At 66.5% G+C, this 14,338-nt stretch carries 17 protein-coding genes; 12 read left to right on the forward strand and 5 right to left on the reverse strand.

Annotated elements, in window-relative coordinates; all coding sequences use genetic code 11:
* Positions 1-68 precede the first annotated feature (68 nt).
* Positions 69-1,100: an aldo/keto reductase gene (locus ACLIVD_RS21520; RefSeq protein WP_491930622.1), complete on the forward strand. Its 1,032-nt coding sequence runs from the start codon at positions 69-71 to the stop codon at positions 1,098-1,100.
* Between the two features lie 95 nt (positions 1,101-1,195).
* Here ACLIVD_RS21520 and ACLIVD_RS21525 read toward each other — a convergent pair whose 3' ends face one another.
* Positions 1,196-2,260 carry an LLM class flavin-dependent oxidoreductase gene (locus tag ACLIVD_RS21525; RefSeq protein ID WP_491930623.1) on the reverse strand — a complete coding sequence of 355 codons (1,065 nt, stop codon included), beginning with the start codon at positions 2,258-2,260 and terminating at the stop codon, positions 1,196-1,198.
* 443 nt (positions 2,261-2,703) lie between these two features.
* Between ACLIVD_RS21525 and ACLIVD_RS21530 the strand changes: the two genes are divergently transcribed.
* Complete coding sequence (locus tag ACLIVD_RS21530; protein WP_283335304.1) at positions 2,704-3,213, forward strand: GNAT family N-acetyltransferase; 510 nt, start codon at positions 2,704-2,706, stop codon at positions 3,211-3,213.
* A 14-nt stretch (positions 3,214-3,227) separates the two neighbouring features.
* On the opposite strand, the gene ACLIVD_RS21535 is transcribed toward ACLIVD_RS21530, so the two are convergent.
* Entirely contained in the window at positions 3,228-4,640 is a 1,413-nt protein-coding gene (locus ACLIVD_RS21535) for a PLP-dependent cysteine synthase family protein (RefSeq protein ID WP_491930624.1), read from the reverse strand.
* Positions 4,641-4,872: 232 nt separating this feature from the next.
* Here ACLIVD_RS21535 and ACLIVD_RS21540 point away from each other — a divergent pair, with 232 nt between their 5' ends.
* Both ACLIVD_RS21540 and ACLIVD_RS21545 read left to right on the forward strand, forming a co-directional pair.
* A complete protein-coding gene (locus ACLIVD_RS21540; RefSeq protein ID WP_283335302.1) occupies positions 4,873-5,133 on the forward strand; it encodes a WhiB family transcriptional regulator in 261 nt (86 codons plus the stop codon).
* Positions 5,134-5,274: 141 nt separating this feature from the next.
* Positions 5,275-5,655, forward strand: a complete 381-nt coding sequence (locus ACLIVD_RS21545) for a hypothetical protein (protein WP_491930625.1) — start codon at positions 5,275-5,277, stop codon at positions 5,653-5,655.
* 24 nt (positions 5,656-5,679) lie between these two features.
* On the opposite strand, the gene ACLIVD_RS21550 is transcribed toward ACLIVD_RS21545, so the two are convergent.
* Both ACLIVD_RS21550 and ACLIVD_RS21555 read right to left on the reverse strand, forming a co-directional pair.
* Complete coding sequence (locus ACLIVD_RS21550) at positions 5,680-6,348, reverse strand: zf-HC2 domain-containing protein (RefSeq protein WP_491930626.1); 669 nt, start codon at positions 6,346-6,348, stop codon at positions 5,680-5,682.
* Positions 6,335-6,892: a sigma-70 family RNA polymerase sigma factor gene (locus ACLIVD_RS21555; RefSeq protein ID WP_169695577.1), complete on the reverse strand. Its 558-nt coding sequence runs from the start codon at positions 6,890-6,892 to the stop codon at positions 6,335-6,337. Before ACLIVD_RS21555 ends, ACLIVD_RS21550 begins: the two co-directional genes overlap by 14 nt.
* 199 nt (positions 6,893-7,091) lie before the next feature.
* Between ACLIVD_RS21555 and ACLIVD_RS21560 the strand changes: the two genes are divergently transcribed.
* The 4 genes from ACLIVD_RS21560 (at position 7,092) to ACLIVD_RS21575 (ending at position 10,837) form a co-directional block, all read left to right on the forward strand.
* Entirely contained in the window at positions 7,092-7,553 is a 462-nt protein-coding gene (locus ACLIVD_RS21560) for a COG4315 family predicted lipoprotein (RefSeq protein ID WP_283335298.1), read from the forward strand.
* A complete protein-coding gene (locus tag ACLIVD_RS21565; RefSeq protein WP_491930627.1) occupies positions 7,546-8,652 on the forward strand; it encodes a catalase family peroxidase in 1,107 nt (368 codons plus the stop codon). The genes ACLIVD_RS21560 and ACLIVD_RS21565 overlap by 8 nt, the downstream gene beginning before the upstream one ends.
* Positions 8,642-9,265, forward strand: a complete 624-nt coding sequence (locus tag ACLIVD_RS21570; protein WP_477956772.1) for a cytochrome b — start codon at positions 8,642-8,644, stop codon at positions 9,263-9,265. Before ACLIVD_RS21565 ends, ACLIVD_RS21570 begins: the two co-directional genes overlap by 11 nt.
* A gap of 342 nt (positions 9,266-9,607) precedes the next feature.
* Positions 9,608-10,837, forward strand: a complete 1,230-nt coding sequence (locus ACLIVD_RS21575) for a DDE-type integrase/transposase/recombinase (RefSeq protein WP_164060291.1) — start codon at positions 9,608-9,610, stop codon at positions 10,835-10,837.
* Positions 10,838-10,892: 55 nt separating this feature from the next.
* Here the strand turns inward: ACLIVD_RS21575 and ACLIVD_RS21580 are convergent, their stop codons facing one another.
* Complete coding sequence (locus tag ACLIVD_RS21580; RefSeq protein WP_317568858.1) at positions 10,893-11,777, reverse strand: class I SAM-dependent methyltransferase; 885 nt, start codon at positions 11,775-11,777, stop codon at positions 10,893-10,895.
* Between the two features lie 339 nt (positions 11,778-12,116).
* Between ACLIVD_RS21580 and ACLIVD_RS21585 the strand changes: the two genes are divergently transcribed.
* From ACLIVD_RS21585 to ACLIVD_RS21600, 4 genes are all read left to right on the forward strand, one after another.
* Positions 12,117-12,266 (forward strand): hypothetical protein, encoded by a 150-nt coding sequence (locus ACLIVD_RS21585; RefSeq protein WP_198602318.1) that lies wholly within the window; start codon positions 12,117-12,119, stop codon positions 12,264-12,266.
* A 193-nt stretch (positions 12,267-12,459) separates the two neighbouring features.
* Positions 12,460-12,852, forward strand: a complete 393-nt coding sequence (locus ACLIVD_RS21590) for an NAD(P)/FAD-dependent oxidoreductase (RefSeq protein ID WP_491930628.1) — start codon at positions 12,460-12,462, stop codon at positions 12,850-12,852.
* A 94-nt stretch (positions 12,853-12,946) separates the two neighbouring features.
* Entirely contained in the window at positions 12,947-13,651 is a 705-nt protein-coding gene (locus tag ACLIVD_RS21595) for a hypothetical protein (protein WP_283351940.1), read from the forward strand.
* Positions 13,652-13,829: 178 nt separating this feature from the next.
* A complete protein-coding gene (locus tag ACLIVD_RS21600; RefSeq protein ID WP_280780227.1) occupies positions 13,830-14,237 on the forward strand; it encodes a YciI family protein in 408 nt (135 codons plus the stop codon).
* Positions 14,238-14,338 lie beyond the last annotated feature (101 nt).

Below are 14,338 nucleotides of genomic sequence, written 5' to 3' on the forward strand. Positions count from 1 at the left end.
CCGACACCGCGCGCCAGTCTGTGACCGACCCACGACAACAACCGAACAGACCGGAAGAGACGACACCGATGACCGACAGCCCCTTCGATCTCACCTACGCCGCGGCCGGAGACCGCTACGAGAAGGTCCCGTACCACCGCACCGGAAACTCCGGACTCGATCTGCCTGCCTTCTCGTTCGGCCTGTGGCAGAAGTTCGGTAGCGACTACGCTTTCGCGACTCAGCGGGAGATCATCCTCCACGCGTTCGACCTAGGCATTACCCACTTCGACAACGCCGACCGCTACGGCCCCCCGCATCGCGCAGCCCAGAAGAACTTCGGCGCCGTGCTCGCCAAGGACCTCGCGCCTTACCGGGACGAACTCATCCTGTCGACCAAGGCAGGCAACCCGATCGGTCCGAGCCCGTATCTCAAAGGCGGCTCGCGCAAGTCGATCCTGACCTCGCTCGACCACAGTCTGCGCGACCTCGGCACCGACTACGTCGACATCTTCTACCATCACAGCCCCGACCTCAGCACGCCACTGGAGGAATCCGTCGGGGCTCTGGTCAGCGCAGTGGAGCAGGGCAAGGCGCTCTACGTCGGAATCTCCAACTACCTACCCGATCGCACACACGAAGCCGCCGAACTGCTACGCGCGGCCGGCGTTCCGCTGCTCATCCACCAGGCGCGTTACTCGATCTACGACCGCCGTCCCGAACAGAACGGCTTGCTGGACATCGCCCGGCAGGACGGATTCGGGCTGATCGTGTATTCACCCCTCGCGCAGGGTCTGCTGACGGACAAGTACCTCGAGTCGATTCCCGAACACGCACGAGCACAGAACAGCACGTTCCTGACGCCGGATGTGATCGACGAGACCTACCGGCAACGCACCGCCGAGCTCAACAAGATTGCCGAGGCCCGCGGCCAGTCACTTGCACAGCTCGCGCTGCAGTGGGTGCTGCGGCGGCAGGAGGTCACCTCGGCGCTGATCGGAGCGAGTTCCACCGAGCAACTCGACCACAACATCGCGGCCCTGAACTTCCCGCCGCTCACCGACGAAGAACTCGCGCTCATCGAGGAACACGGCGTGCACGGAACCGGACTCAGACTCTGACAACCAGTCACCCGCTCGTGCCCGACAGCGCGGGCGGGTGACTGTCACCGTGTGCGCAAACCTGTTGCGGGGAAGCGCAGGTAGCGCTCCCCCGCTCATTCCCGCAGCAACGGCAGCAGCTGGTTGCCCTGACGCTCGATTTCCGGCAGATACGGGGTGTCCGAGAGTACGAAGTGGGTGATGCCGAGGTCCTGGTACTTGCGCAGCGACTTCGCGACGTCCTCCGGGGAGCCGACGAGCCACGTGGTGCCGGCGCCGCCGCCACCGAACTTCCCGGGTGCGGTGTACAGGTTGTCGTCGAGCACGTCGCCACGGGTAGCCAGGGCGAGGAGTCGCTGCTGTCCCACGGCGGTTTGGCGATGCGGGTTCTGCGGCGGCGCACCCTGATTCTTCGCCATCTCCGTTACCTTCTCCTCTGCCTCGGCCCAGGCCTGCTCGGTCGTGTCCCGGACGAAGGTGGTGATCCGCAGGCCGAACTCGAGCGGCGCATGCGCTCGGCCGAGTTCCTCGCTCAGTGACCGCAACCGTTCGATCCGCTCCTGCACACCCGCGAGCGGCTCACCCCAGAAGAGCTGAACGTCGGCCTCGGTCGCCGCAACACGCTCGGCGGCATCGGACGCGCCACCGAAGTAGAGCGTCGGGTGGGGTCGATCTCCGCGTGGTGAGATCCGGGGCAGCACTGTGGAATCGGTGACCTGGAAGTGCTCACCCCGGTAGCTGACGTTCTGCTCCAACCACAGCTTGCGGACGAGCTGGAGGAACTCCTTGGTGCGGGCGTAACGGTGGGCCTGGTCGCTCTCGTGTTCGCCGTAGGCTCCGAGGTTGTCCTTCCCGGACACGATGTTGATCCGGACCCGGCCGCCGGTCAGATGGTCGAGAGTAGCGACGGCGGAGGCGAAGTGAGCCGGTCGCCAGTAGCCGAGCCGGATCGCGATGAGCGGCTCGAATGTCGCCGTCCTGGCCGCAAGGGCGGCGGCGACGGTGAGGGTGTCCGGTCGACCCCAACCGGTGCCGATCAAGGCCCCTTTCCAGCCGTGGTCCTCGAGGGCCTTCGCCTGGCTCGTGAGGGTGTCCAGACTGTTGTGGTCAACCGTGACGGCGTCGCCGCGGTGTCCCGGGGTGACCTGATTCGGGATGTACCAGAGGAATTCGAGACTCATGAGGTGGTGATTCCTGTTCGACGTCGGTGATCGGCGAATCGTGCCGTCTCCAACGATTGGGCGGAGAGCGCGTCCGGACTGACGGCCGTGTGCGCCGCCGCGATTGCGTCCATCCCCTACTTCCGCCCCCCGAGGGACGCCTCATCACCCGACTGGACGACGTGACCAGCATCCGGACATCGCGATACTAACCCCGGTTGTCACCGTTGAACGTCCATGCCCTGCGTCCTCCACGATGAGAAACAGGGCCTGACGTGCGACAGTTCGACACAACTGGACATAGATTCCTCCAGATCGGAAATGTCGAACCACCTTGCACTTTCATCGGTAGCGAACAGAGATTTCTGGACACCGTTGGCGTCAAGGTGATTTCAACCCTCGAATCCCGGATGAAGACCGGGAAGCATCTACCGAAACTGCATTTTCATCGACGGAGGATGTGAATGACCTCTGAATTAGCACTCTCGCACCTTCACGTAACCGCGGTGTCTTGGTTCGACCCCGACGCGGAGGCATTGCGAGAGGCCATGGCCCGCGAAGTGGGGCCGCGATACTCCGACCGAGTATCGACTGCAGACCGCGCCGCCACCAATGCGGTTGACTCGACGTCCGTTTTCCTCACAGTGGTGGTGTACACCGCCGCGGGGGCAACCGACACTCGAGAAGCGGTCGGTCACGCCGCGCTCAGGTGGAACGGCGACGACCTGGAGTTGAAACGGATGTTCGTCACAGTGGAACATCGCGGAACCGGGGTGTCGACAGCGTTGTTGAGCGCGGTCGAGGATGCCGCCAGGAAGGCGGGGCGCCCACGCCTGATTCTCCAGACGGGCGACCGGCAACCCGATGCGGTCAGGTTGTACGAGAAGAGCGGCTACTCACGGATTCCGATCTTCTCCCCATACGAGATCTTGCCCTTCTCGAATTGCTTCGAGAAGGTGTTCGATCAAGGATGACGAATCACCGCACTTCACGCGACAGGCGAGGTCAGGACGACGTCAGCGTCCACCAACGCCACGGCTCGCCCGTTCTCGGACACGACGACCGGCCCCCGGTGCCCCCCGATTCGTCGCATTGCCACCGACAACTCCTCGGTGACTCCCACGACGGGCAACGGCTGATCGACGTGCACACCGATCGGGTCGTCTTCCGGAGCGTGTGACAGCGCCGCGGCACTGACGGACCCCTGGATCTCCGCGACCACGACCGGACCGGTGATCGGGCGTGCCAGCACGACGGGCAGGGCCGGGGTGTCCGCGAGCACGTCACGCGCCTCCGCAACGGTCGCGGTGGACGGCACGGCCCGGGGTGCGCTCCCCCGGCCGCCCAGTGCGTCACCGACAACGGGTCCGGTCGCTGCGTGGTAGAGCGGGAAGCCCAGCCGTCCCAGCCACTCGTTGTCGAAGTACTTCGACAGGTAGGCCCGGCCCGAGTCCGGGACGATCACGACCACGACGTCGTCCGGACCGAGGGTCCGCGCGACCCGCAGGGCGGCGGCCACCGCGGTACCGGCGGAACCTCCGACGAGGAGTCCTTCCTCCCGGGCGAGGCGGTGCAGCACCGTGAGCGCCTCGATGTCCGGGATCCGCTCGAGTCGGTCGACGACGTCCGGGTGATAGGAATCCGGCCACTCGTCGTGCTCGGTCTGCGGGTGCAGAAAATGGCCCACGGATTCGATGTACCAGGCCCGTCCGTCTCCCCCACCGTATACGGAGGTATCAGGATCCGCGCCGATGATCTGCACGGCCCCGCCGGAGACCTTCGTCAGGAACTCGCCCGTCCCCGTGATGGTCCCACCGGTTCCGACACCGGCGACGAGATGAGTGACTCGGCCCTGGGTCTGACGCCAGATCTCCGGACCTGTCGTGGTGCGGTGCGCGTGGGGATTGGCCGGGTTGTCGTACTGGCCGGCGAGCCAGCCGCCGGGGATCTCCGACGCGAGACGAGTGGCCACGTTGCGCACGAACTCGCGATGGTGGCTGGGCCTGCCGCCCGGTGTCACATGCACCTGCGCCCCGTGCGCCCGCAGCAACGCGATCTTCTCGACGCTCGTCTTGTCGGGGACCACGACTACGGAACGGTATCCCCGAGCGGCGGCGACCAACGTCAGCCCGACTCCGGTATTGCCCGACGTGCCCTCCACGACGGTGCCTCCGGGCAGTAGTTCCCCGGATTCCTCGGCCGCGTGGATCATGGCCAGGGCGACGCGATCCTTCACACTTCCGCCGGGGTTGAGGAACTCGAGCTTGGCATACACCGTCGCGGAGATACTTCCGGTTACCCGGTTCAACCGGACGAGGGGTGTGTTGCCGATGGCGTCGGTGATCGAGTCGTAGACTCCGAGGCTCGCGGCGTCGACTGTCGGGGGATCGAGGATGGTCATGCGTCTGCCTTTCGAGGCCGCCCGGGTGTCACCCGGTCAGCATCGCAAGAGCAGTCGTCGAACAACAGGATTCGCGTCACGCCGATCAGATCTTCAGTGGCTCAACAAGAACGGCGCGGCGCGTTCACCCCGAAATCCTGGAGATTCGAATTCTTCTCGTGTGTTGCCGAATGGGCTGTAATTCGGGGCGACCGAGAGCGAAGGGGGTAGTCGAAAGATGTCGACACCGGTGATGACACTGCACCCTCACGACACCGAGTTGTGGCAGTGGCGATTGTCTGCGCGTTGCCATGAAGCGGACGCGGAGATCTTCTTCCCGGCGGACGCCGAACGCAGGAACGCTCGCTCCGAGCGGGAAGATCTCGCCAAGGAGTTCTGCCGCGGCTGCGCGGTGGTGGAGGAATGCCTCGAGTATGCCCTCCACACCGGCCAACAGCACGGCGTCTGGGGTGCGACGACACCGGGCGAACGGCTGGCACGTCTCGGCCGGTGAGCGAATACCCGCGCCGGCATTCTCACACGAGCGACTCGGCACGAGCGTCGTCGGCGGATGCGAAACATTCGCGACGAGTAGATTTGGTGGCCCTGATCGGGTAGCCAGGTACGTTCGAATCTCGCAGTCGTAGGAGAGACCGTGGTCGCCCGCGTGCTACCTGGGGCGCCTCAGGTCGTCCCGGTCTCGGCGGCCAGGGAGCGGACGGCTTCAACCCGGGTACCCACGACGTGTCGGCGGGCCAGTTCTTCCGCTCCGTCCGGGTCTCGTGCCTTCGCGTGGCTACTCGCCTGGGCACTCGACGCACGCCTCGACGAGGATCTCGAGGCGTGTTTCGAACTCGCCGCCGACGGCGGTGCTGCCGCCATGGGGCTGCCGCGGGCCGACCTGCAACCGGGTTCACCCGCCGACTTCATGTTGCTGGACGGAGAATGCGTGCCGCAGATCGTCGTCGACGTCCCCCGTCGGGACACGGTGGTGCGGGCGGGCCGGGTCGTGGCTCGCGACGGCCGGCTCCTCTGAGTCGTCCACGAGGATTGGCGTCGGTCAGGACCGCAGTGGCGCTTGTAGCAGGGGCCGGTCGTCGCCCGGGGCACTCACCCCGAGCATCGCCGCATCCGACATCGGCAGCCCCACCGCCAACTGCATCGACATCGTCTTGTCGCCGCCGGCGATGAAACTGCCAGCATTCATGCGACTTCCGTCGGAGCGTTGGAGCCAGACGTTGTACGTGCGGCCCTGCGGGAGTCCGGCGACGTCGAGGCTGATTCCGGTTCCCCACGCCCGGTTCTCCACCCGCGCGGAGGCGTCCACACCTGCGGCGAGCACCGTGAATGCCACCGGCTGCCCGGGCGGGGCTGTCGAGGTGCCCCCTCGCAGGAAGAACCCGCCGGCCACCAGGCCGACGGCGATCACGACGGCCGCGGCGGCGACTGCGATCCGGTGGTACCGCTTCCGTCCGCGTTCGCGGTCGACCGCCCCGAAGATCGCGTCGGGCAGCGTCGACGACGGCCGGGGCGCAGGTTCGGTGATCCGGTCCGGGTCCGCCGCCGACAGGGCAGCCGCGACCGGCGTCAGCAGACGCAACTCGGTGCGGCACTCCGGGCAGCCGTCCAGGTGGGCGCGAAGCGTGATCATCTCGCGGTCGTCGAGGCGACCGAGCGTGTACATCCCCAACATGGTGCGCATCTGCTGGCAGCGGTCAGTGGTCACCATGCCACCCCATTTCTTCGAGTACGAGTCGGAGAGCCTTCAGCGCGTAGTACACACGACTGCGGACGGTGCCCACGGGAATGCCGAGCTGTGCGGCCACCTCGGCGGCGGGCCGGTCACGCAGGTGAATCTCGACCAGGACGCAGCGGTGCTGATCGGACAGCCGCCGCAGCGCCTCCTCCATCTCGAGCCCCACCAGCAGTTGTTCGAGGGGACGCTCGGGTGCGGGCAGCTCGGGTGGTGCAGCGTCGGCCAGCTCGGGTCGGGCGGCACGAGCCCGGATCGCGTCGATCACCACGTTGCGGCAGATCGCATACAGCCAGGTCCGGAGCGTAGCGCGTCGCGGGTCGAACCGGTCCGCGCGCCGCCACGCCCGAAGAAACGTCTCCTGTACCGCCTCCTCCGCGCGACCCCGGTCTCCGAGGGAGCGGTAGGCGAGGGCGAACAGTTCCCTCCCGTGTTCGTCGTAGGCGGCCCGCAACACCGTCTCGTCATCCAAGCCCCCCTCGGACTGGTCCCCGCGTGTGCGCACGATACGAAGCCGCACCACTCACCTCCCGAAACACCGGATACGGCGTCGGCCCGCCCGACACCCACCGAGGAGTACGGGCGTGGGCGGCGCGGCGTTCATCTCGAATTCTGCCACTCGGGTGCGCGGGGGTAGCTGAACGTGGGTCGCCGACCATCCGTACTCCCCAGCGCCGAACGAACCGGCATACGGAACGAACGAATGGAGACCCAAAACGATGCTGAAGAAATCGATTCTTGCGGCGGCCGGCGCCGCCGGCACGATCGCGATGATGTCGGCGTGCGGCACCGCCACCGACGACACTCCGCCCCAGGTGCAGCCGTCTGCGTCCACCGCGGGGCAGGTGGAACTCGGCACCCGGGAGACCGCTCTCGGCACCGTGCTCACCGACGGAGACGGATTCACGCTTTACCGATTCGACGAGGACACCCCGGGCACCATCCGGTGCACCGGCCCGTGCGCCGAGATCTGGCCGCCCTCGCTCGTCGGTGCACCCCGCCCCGACGCCACCCTCGCCGCCCGCGCGGGTGCCACGACGCGGCCGGACGGAACCGAGCAGATCACCTACGACGGCCACCCGCTGTACCGGTTCGCGAAAGACACCGCCCCCGGGCAGACGGGCGGCGACGGCGTCAAGGGAACCTGGCACGTGGTGACGGTCGACTCCGCCCATGGATGACGCCACCACACCCCCGGATCAGGCGCCGCGCCCGGCCGTCAGTCGCCGCAGTGCGCTGCTCGGCCTGGCCGCGGTGGGCGCCATCGCGGCAGTGGACGTCGGCGGGTTCCTCTGCGCGGCGGGGACACTGGACGCCGACGCGCTGACCCCGGCACGGCTGACCGACCGGTTCGAGGAGGTCGCCGGGCATCACGACGGATTCCGGCGCAATCACGCCAAAGGAGTCAGCGCGACCGGATACTTCACCGCCACCGGTGCCGGGTCCGGAGTTTCCACGGCCAGCGTTTTCCGGGCCGGCCGGATCCCGGTGACCGGCCGGTTCTCACTCTCGGGCGGGAATCCGTCCACTCCGGACGCCGACGCCACGGTCCGCGGGCTGGGGTTGGCGTTCGACCTCCCCGATGGCGAGCAGTGGCGCACCGCGATGATCAACACCCCGGTGTTCCCCGACCGGACACCAGACGGCTTCTACGAGCGGTTGCTCGCATCGAAAACGGACCCGGCCACCGGCAAGCCCGATCCGGATCGCATGGCGGCGTTTCTTTCCCGCCGTCCCGAGACCGCGGCGGCGATGAACCTCATCCGACAGCATCCACCGACCTCCGGGTTCGACAACAGCACCTTCTACGGTCTCAATGCCTTCCATTGCACCAACGACACCGGAGTCACGGTTGCGGTGCGGTGGACACTGGTCCCCGCGCAACCGGTCCGCTCCCCCGGCCTGCCGCCGCTGCCGGGGCGCGATCACCTCTTCGACGCCCTCACCGCGGCAGTCTCGCGTGGGCCGCTGCGGTGGCGGATGTTGCTCACGATCGGTCAACCAGGCGATCGGACCGACGACGCCACCCGGCCGTGGCCGCCGACCCGGCAGGTCCTCGACGTCGGCACCGTGACCATCGAGGCGGTCCGGACCGAAGCGCCGCACAACGCGCGGGACCTCAACTTCGACCCGCTTATCCTCCCAACGGGCATTGCACCCTCGGACGATCCCCTGCTCAGCGCCCGGTCCGCGGTCTACACCGAATCGTTCACCCGCCGGTCCGGGGAGCCGAAAACACCGGCGCTCGTTGACGTGGATGGGGTGCGCGATGACCGCTGACCCGACCGACCGCCCACTCCGGTTCGCGGCGACCGTCCGGGTGCTGCATTGGGCGATGGCGGTCATGGTGATCGCACAACTGCTCATCGGCGCCGTCATGGTGACGACCCTCGACCGCTACCACCTGCTGCGCTCGGTGCACGTCCCGTTGGGCGCCGCAATCCTCGCGCTGGTGATCGTCCGCATCGGCAACCGGCTGGTGTGCCGCACGCCCGCACCACCCGCCTCCATGGGACCGGTCGAGCGCCGGGTCGCAACCGCGTCGGAGTACCTGCTCTACGGGCTGCTCGTGATCCAGCCGCTCACCGGGTGGGCCATGCTCTCGGCCGGTGGCTACCCGATCATCCTCTACCAGCATCTGCACCTGCCCACGCTGCTTGCACCAGATCCCCGCGTCTACGCGTTGTCGAGACAAGCTCACACTGCATTCGCCTACCTGCTGTTCTTCACCTTCACCGCACACATGTCCGCCGTCCTCTTCCATGTGCTGGTCCTGAACGACAGGCTCCTCGACCGGATGGCGCCGTGGCGCACTCGCCGAAAGTCTTCGCCTACCACTTCCCGACCGGCATCGGCGCGGATCGTCGATGACGTTGCTGCAGAGCAGGATTGAGAATAGTGATGCTCACAGCACCGGTGCTGAGACCGGCGTGCGACTCGTGCCGACCGCGTGATAAAGCACCAGGTCGGTGAGCGGGAAAATGCCCCAGACAGGGGTTCGGCCGGGAATGCTCTCACATTCTCGGCCGGATCTCTGCTTCTCGAGTGTTTCACCGTTGCCGATTACTCTCTCGATCCGCAACTACCAATGTACGCGCGGATGGCGGTCCACCGCAATGGCTCGCGTTGACTCATCCAAAATGCCCGCGTAAGCCCCTTCGTTGCCTCACGTGAGAACGCCCGCGTAGCGGCGTGTCGATCACGTCGGTGTGGTGGTCGAGGGTAGGGCCGGAGGATGGGACTGACCATGGCTGAACGCAGAGCCGTCACCACGGCGATCGCGACCCGCTACAAGCGCGCCGACAAGCCGGGCAAAGCGAAGATCCTAGACGAATTGTGCGCCACGACCGGCTGGCATCGCGACCACGCCCGCAAGGCATTGCGGGCAGCGTTGATTCCGAAGGTGGTCCGTCCCCGAACCGGGCGCCCACCGACGTACGGGCCGAACGTTGTTGCAGCGTTGATCTTCTGCTGGGCGGTGCTGGGGATGCCTGCCGGGAAGCGGCTTGCGCCGGCACTGCCAGACCTCGTGCCCATTCTGCGTGCGTTCGGTGAACTCGACATCGACGACGCTACCGCACTGTTGCTGGTCGGCATGTCTGCAGCCACCATCGACCGACGGCTGGCGCCCGAACGCAAGAACCATGAACTCAAGGGCCGATCACATACCAAGCCCGGTTCCCTGCTCAAGTCCCAGATCCCGATCCGCACCTGGGCGCAGTGGGATGATGCGGCGCCGGGGTTCGTCGAGATCGACCTGGTCGGCCACGAGGGCGGCAACGCCGTCGGTGAGCACGCTTACACGCTGACGGTCACCGACATCGCCACCGGTTGGACCGAGAACCGCAGTGTGCGCAACAAGGCCCGCAAATGGGTCATCGCCGCACTCGACGAGATCGCTGCCATCATGCCGTTCCCACTCCTCGGCGTCGACTCCGACAACGGCAGCGAGTTCATCAACCACCACCTGCTCGACTGGTGCAACAGACAGCAGATCACCTTCACCCGCTCGCGTCCCGGAAACTCCAACGACGGGGCACACGTCGAGCAGAAGAACTGGGCCGTAGTACGCACCATCGTCGGCTATCTCCGCTATGACACCTCTGCAGAGTTGTTGCTGCTCAATCAGATCTGGGTTCTGCAGTCGCAGCTAACGAACTACTTCTACCCACAGCAGAAATTGGTGTCGAAAGAACGTGACGGCGCGAAGGTGACCAAGAAGTACGACATCGCCACCACTCCGCATCGGCGTGCAGACCAGCACGAGGCCGTCACCGGAGAGGACAAGGCCATCCTCGCCGACACGTACTCGACCATCAACCCCGCCGCCGTCCAGCGTCAGATCCAGGCATTGACCACCGAGCTCATCGCCCTCGCCACCGCCAAGAACACACCCACGAGGAGAGCCCCTCTCACGCGGGCACTTCTCGATGAGTCAACGAATCAGACTTCGCGGGCATCTTGACATGAGGCAACAGGTGGCTCGCCCCCGCGGTTCATCGCTGCAAGCTGGGCAGTGGCTACTTGACCGCCGTCAGGTACGTCGATCGCTTCGACAGATCGACAAGTTCTTCAGGGAGATCCGGAACCGGCCGCCCGTAGGCGGCCGCCAGCTCGAGCGAATTGGACCGCCGCACCGACCAGCCGTGCCCGGTCAACCACTGCACCGGATCGGCCCGCTCGTCACCGTAGAACAGCTCGGAGATGTCGAGGTCGCCGAACGGATTCTCGGCGAAATACTTCGCTCTGATGGCGTCGAAGCGTTGCATATCGGTTCCCGCCGCGAAGTTGTCCACGGCAAGGTGGCTGCCGGAGCTGGACAGTTGGTCGATCCGCTCGAACAGCGCGTCGTGCGCCGCGCCCGGGAGGTAAGCCAGCAGGCCCTCCACCGACCACGCGGTCGGCTTACCAGGGTCGAAGCCTGCGGCTTCGAGGGCGGCAGGCCAGTCGTCTCGCAGATCGACGGCCACCGGGCGACGATCAGCCGTCGCCCTGGCCCCATGATCGGCGAGGACATCCTCTTTGAATTCCAGCACCTGCGGTTGGTCGACCTCGAAGACCGTCGTGCCGGTCGGCCAGTCCAAGCGATATGCCCGTGCGTCCAACCCGGCCGCGAGGATCACCGCCTGCGAAACCCCCGCGCCCGTGGCTGACGAGAAGAACTCATCGAAGAATCTGGTCCGAGCACCCATGAAGCCCGAGAACGGCATGTCCCCGAGTAACGACGGGTCGGCCAACAGCCCGGTGAAATGTGGTTCACCCGCCGCTTCGACGAACAACCGCGCGTAGTCGTCCTGAATCAACGCGTCGGGGCGGACTGTCTCCAACGCCCGAAATGTCGCCACTCCCAACGCGGTCAGGCCCACGCTACTGACGATGTCCCAACTGTCTCCATCGGTTCGCATCGCTGAAGTACCCTCCCGATCTCGTCGCAATTCGGAGCCGACTACCGAGCAGAGCAGATCGGCGACGAGGCCGGAGAAGTTCGGTAAGGCCTCACCGAAATCCGGGCCCAGCGTGATCGACCGAACCCGCGCAATTCTACGCTCGGGCCATCGCAGTCAGCCGGAGCCGATTCGCCGACCTCGCACCCGCTCGGTCGCGTTCCCGGCCACCGCCGAGGTGACCAGGCCGAGTGGCACGGGACCTAACATGTGGTGTACAACATAGTCGGCCACGATGTGAACCAGATCACAACCGTGACCGCGAGGCACACATATCGGTATCCGACGAAAGCAGGACACATGGCGACACCCTCGATTGCCCCGACGACTCCCACCGGACGGCAGACGCCCCGGCGCAGCGGCACCATGAGCACCGCGGAGATCAAGTCGAGGATCGAGGCCATGTTCGCCGACGACCGCAGGCCCACCCGCCCCGCAGTCACGAACTGACGAAGCTCGCCCCCGCCGACGAGGGGATCGGATGAACACAGCATGACCTGTCCGTCCGATCCCCCGCCGCGCGTCGCACTCGAAAACGTGCAGCACTGGCAGCCATAGAACAACCGGCCGACCAGTTGTCACGCACTACGGATACGTCGGGGCGCCGCACCTCGGAAGACGACCGGCAGGCTACGGGGGCGCGGTGCCAGTGCCGGTACGTCGAGGGTCCGCACTGAGCCCATACCACGACGCGATACGCATCGTCGGCGCATTCGAATTACCTGCCCGCGACGAACGGGTCCCCGAGCGGCGGATCCGACGCCTCGTGGGCCAGGTGCACCCGCACTTGGCAGGATGGGCCCCCGACACGAATGTCTACATTCGTTCCGGCAGAGCCGGATTACGACCCGCCACACCCGACAGCCTGCCGTTCATCGGCCCGGTTCCCGGTCACCGCGGCCTCTACATCGCCGCCGGCCACGGCATGTTGGGTGTCACCGTGGCACCTGCCACGGCTGAAGGGATCGCCGACATGGTCACCAGCCGTCGCATCCCGGAATCGATGCTTCCGTTCCAGTTGGCAGGACGCATCTGATGACAGAATCAGCTGCACCACGGTTCGTTGCGGACGCTGATCCCGCCCGGGACGCACGGATGACCGTAGGGGTCGAGAGGGAGGACATATTCGAATGCGACGCGTCGTGCGGGCCTTCTGGGGGCCGCGGCCGGAGCCGGTCGAAACGCTGGCAGGACGGTGGCGGCAGACGTTGGAGCACGTCACGGAACTGCTGCCGGCGGCTGCGCCACCGGTGCGAGGCGAGTGGCGGCAGGTTCACGCGTCGGGACCGGACACCGCCTGTGCGCCGGACGACCTGACAGCGGTACTCCTGGACGCGCAGGGCGCTGAGGCGTGGTCGGATCTGACGGGGACCGGATTGCGACTGATACACACCGGTGCGGACGGGTGGGCGGTCGAACTGTCCGGCGTTGCGGGTGGTGCCCCACAGTTTCTCCTGCAGTCACTGGTGATGACGGTCGACGCGCCCGACGGCGCCATCGTCCCCGAATCCGAACTGCTCGCAATGCTTGCGTCGGTGTGGGAACCGGACTTCGGTGACGTCAGCGACGACGACATTCTCGATGCGCTCGAAGACGGCGCCGGGTTCACCGTCGGCGATCCTGTCGTCGGCCGGTTCGGCTATCTGTCCGCGGCCCGCGCAGTCCTGGTACCCGACGGCCCGGGGGCGGTCCGTCAGGACACGCTGGACGGCGGCGTGCTGCTGCACATTGCAGCACCGGGCGACATCGACACGATTGTCCGCGTGTACGGCCGGTTACGGGACGCCGGCGCACTCGCGCCACTGCGACGTCCGCTCGACCGGCCGACACTGTGAGGTCCTGTGCCGCGAGCGCTGTGCACGACGCGCCCGGCTACGCAACTACAGGCCTCCGCCCCCGGTTCGGACGAGACCCAAAAGATTCTTCGGGCGGCGTGTCGAGAAATCCTGACTGGCTCCGTCTCCACAGTGAACGCGACCAGAATGGGCCGCACCACCACCGAGGAGAAACACAATGGGTAAGTATCTTCTGCTCAAGCACTACCGCGGCGCCCCGGCTGCGGTCAACGATGTGCCGATGGACCAGTGGACGCCGGAGGAGATCTCGGCCCACATCCAGTACATGCAAGACTTCGCAGACCGACTCGAAGGCACGGGCGAGTTCGTCGACGGTCAAGCGCTCGCCCCAGACGGAATGTTCGTCCGCTACGACGGCGAGGGGCGGCCACCGGTCACCGACGGCCCCTTCGCCGAGACCAAGGACCTCATCGCCGGCTGGATGATGATCGACGTCGACAGCTACGAACGCGCCATCGAGCTGGCAGGAGAGCTCTCCGCTGCTCCGGGGGCGGGAGGGAAGCCGATCCATGAGTGGCTCGAAGTGCGCCCTTTCCTCACCGAGCCGCCCACGATCACCGACTGACCCCCTCCTCCGCCAGTACCCCGAAGGTGCTCGCACAACCTCGGCCGCCGCGGACTCCGCCCCGCGGCGGCCGAGGTTGGGCGAGACGGAACCGCACACCC

It is taken from the genome of Rhodococcus sp. G6(2025), assembly GCF_058628105.1.

What these genes read in the sequence shown, in the direction of transcription:
- ACLIVD_RS21565 (WP_491930627.1), top strand. Translation starts at nt 7,546, where the DNA reads ATGGATGACGCCACCACACCCCCGGATCAGGCGCCGCGCCCGGCCGTC.
- ACLIVD_RS21530 (WP_283335304.1), top strand. Translation starts at nt 2,704, where the DNA reads ATGACCTCTGAATTAGCACTCTCGCACCTTCACGTAACCGCGGTGTCT.
- ACLIVD_RS21595 (WP_283351940.1), top strand. Translation starts at nt 12,947, where the DNA reads ATGCGACGCGTCGTGCGGGCCTTCTGGGGGCCGCGGCCGGAGCCGGTC.
- ACLIVD_RS21550 (WP_491930626.1), bottom strand. Translation starts at nt 6,348, where the DNA reads ATGGTGACCACTGACCGCTGCCAGCAGATGCGCACCATGTTGGGGATG.
- ACLIVD_RS21585 (WP_198602318.1), top strand. Translation starts at nt 12,117, where the DNA reads ATGGCGACACCCTCGATTGCCCCGACGACTCCCACCGGACGGCAGACG.
- ACLIVD_RS21570 (WP_477956772.1), top strand. Translation starts at nt 8,642, where the DNA reads ATGACCGCTGACCCGACCGACCGCCCACTCCGGTTCGCGGCGACCGTC.
- ACLIVD_RS21525 (WP_491930623.1), bottom strand. Translation starts at nt 2,260, where the DNA reads ATGAGTCTCGAATTCCTCTGGTACATCCCGAATCAGGTCACCCCGGGA.
- ACLIVD_RS21580 (WP_317568858.1), bottom strand. Translation starts at nt 11,777, where the DNA reads ATGCGAACCGATGGAGACAGTTGGGACATCGTCAGTAGCGTGGGCCTG.
- ACLIVD_RS21535 (WP_491930624.1), bottom strand. Translation starts at nt 4,640, where the DNA reads ATGACCATCCTCGATCCCCCGACAGTCGACGCCGCGAGCCTCGGAGTC.
- ACLIVD_RS21540 (WP_283335302.1), top strand. Translation starts at nt 4,873, where the DNA reads ATGACACTGCACCCTCACGACACCGAGTTGTGGCAGTGGCGATTGTCT.
- ACLIVD_RS21575 (WP_164060291.1), top strand. Translation starts at nt 9,608, where the DNA reads ATGGGACTGACCATGGCTGAACGCAGAGCCGTCACCACGGCGATCGCG.
- ACLIVD_RS21600 (WP_280780227.1), top strand. Translation starts at nt 13,830, where the DNA reads ATGGGTAAGTATCTTCTGCTCAAGCACTACCGCGGCGCCCCGGCTGCG.
- ACLIVD_RS21560 (WP_283335298.1), top strand. Translation starts at nt 7,092, where the DNA reads ATGCTGAAGAAATCGATTCTTGCGGCGGCCGGCGCCGCCGGCACGATC.
- ACLIVD_RS21520 (WP_491930622.1), top strand. Translation starts at nt 69, where the DNA reads ATGACCGACAGCCCCTTCGATCTCACCTACGCCGCGGCCGGAGACCGC.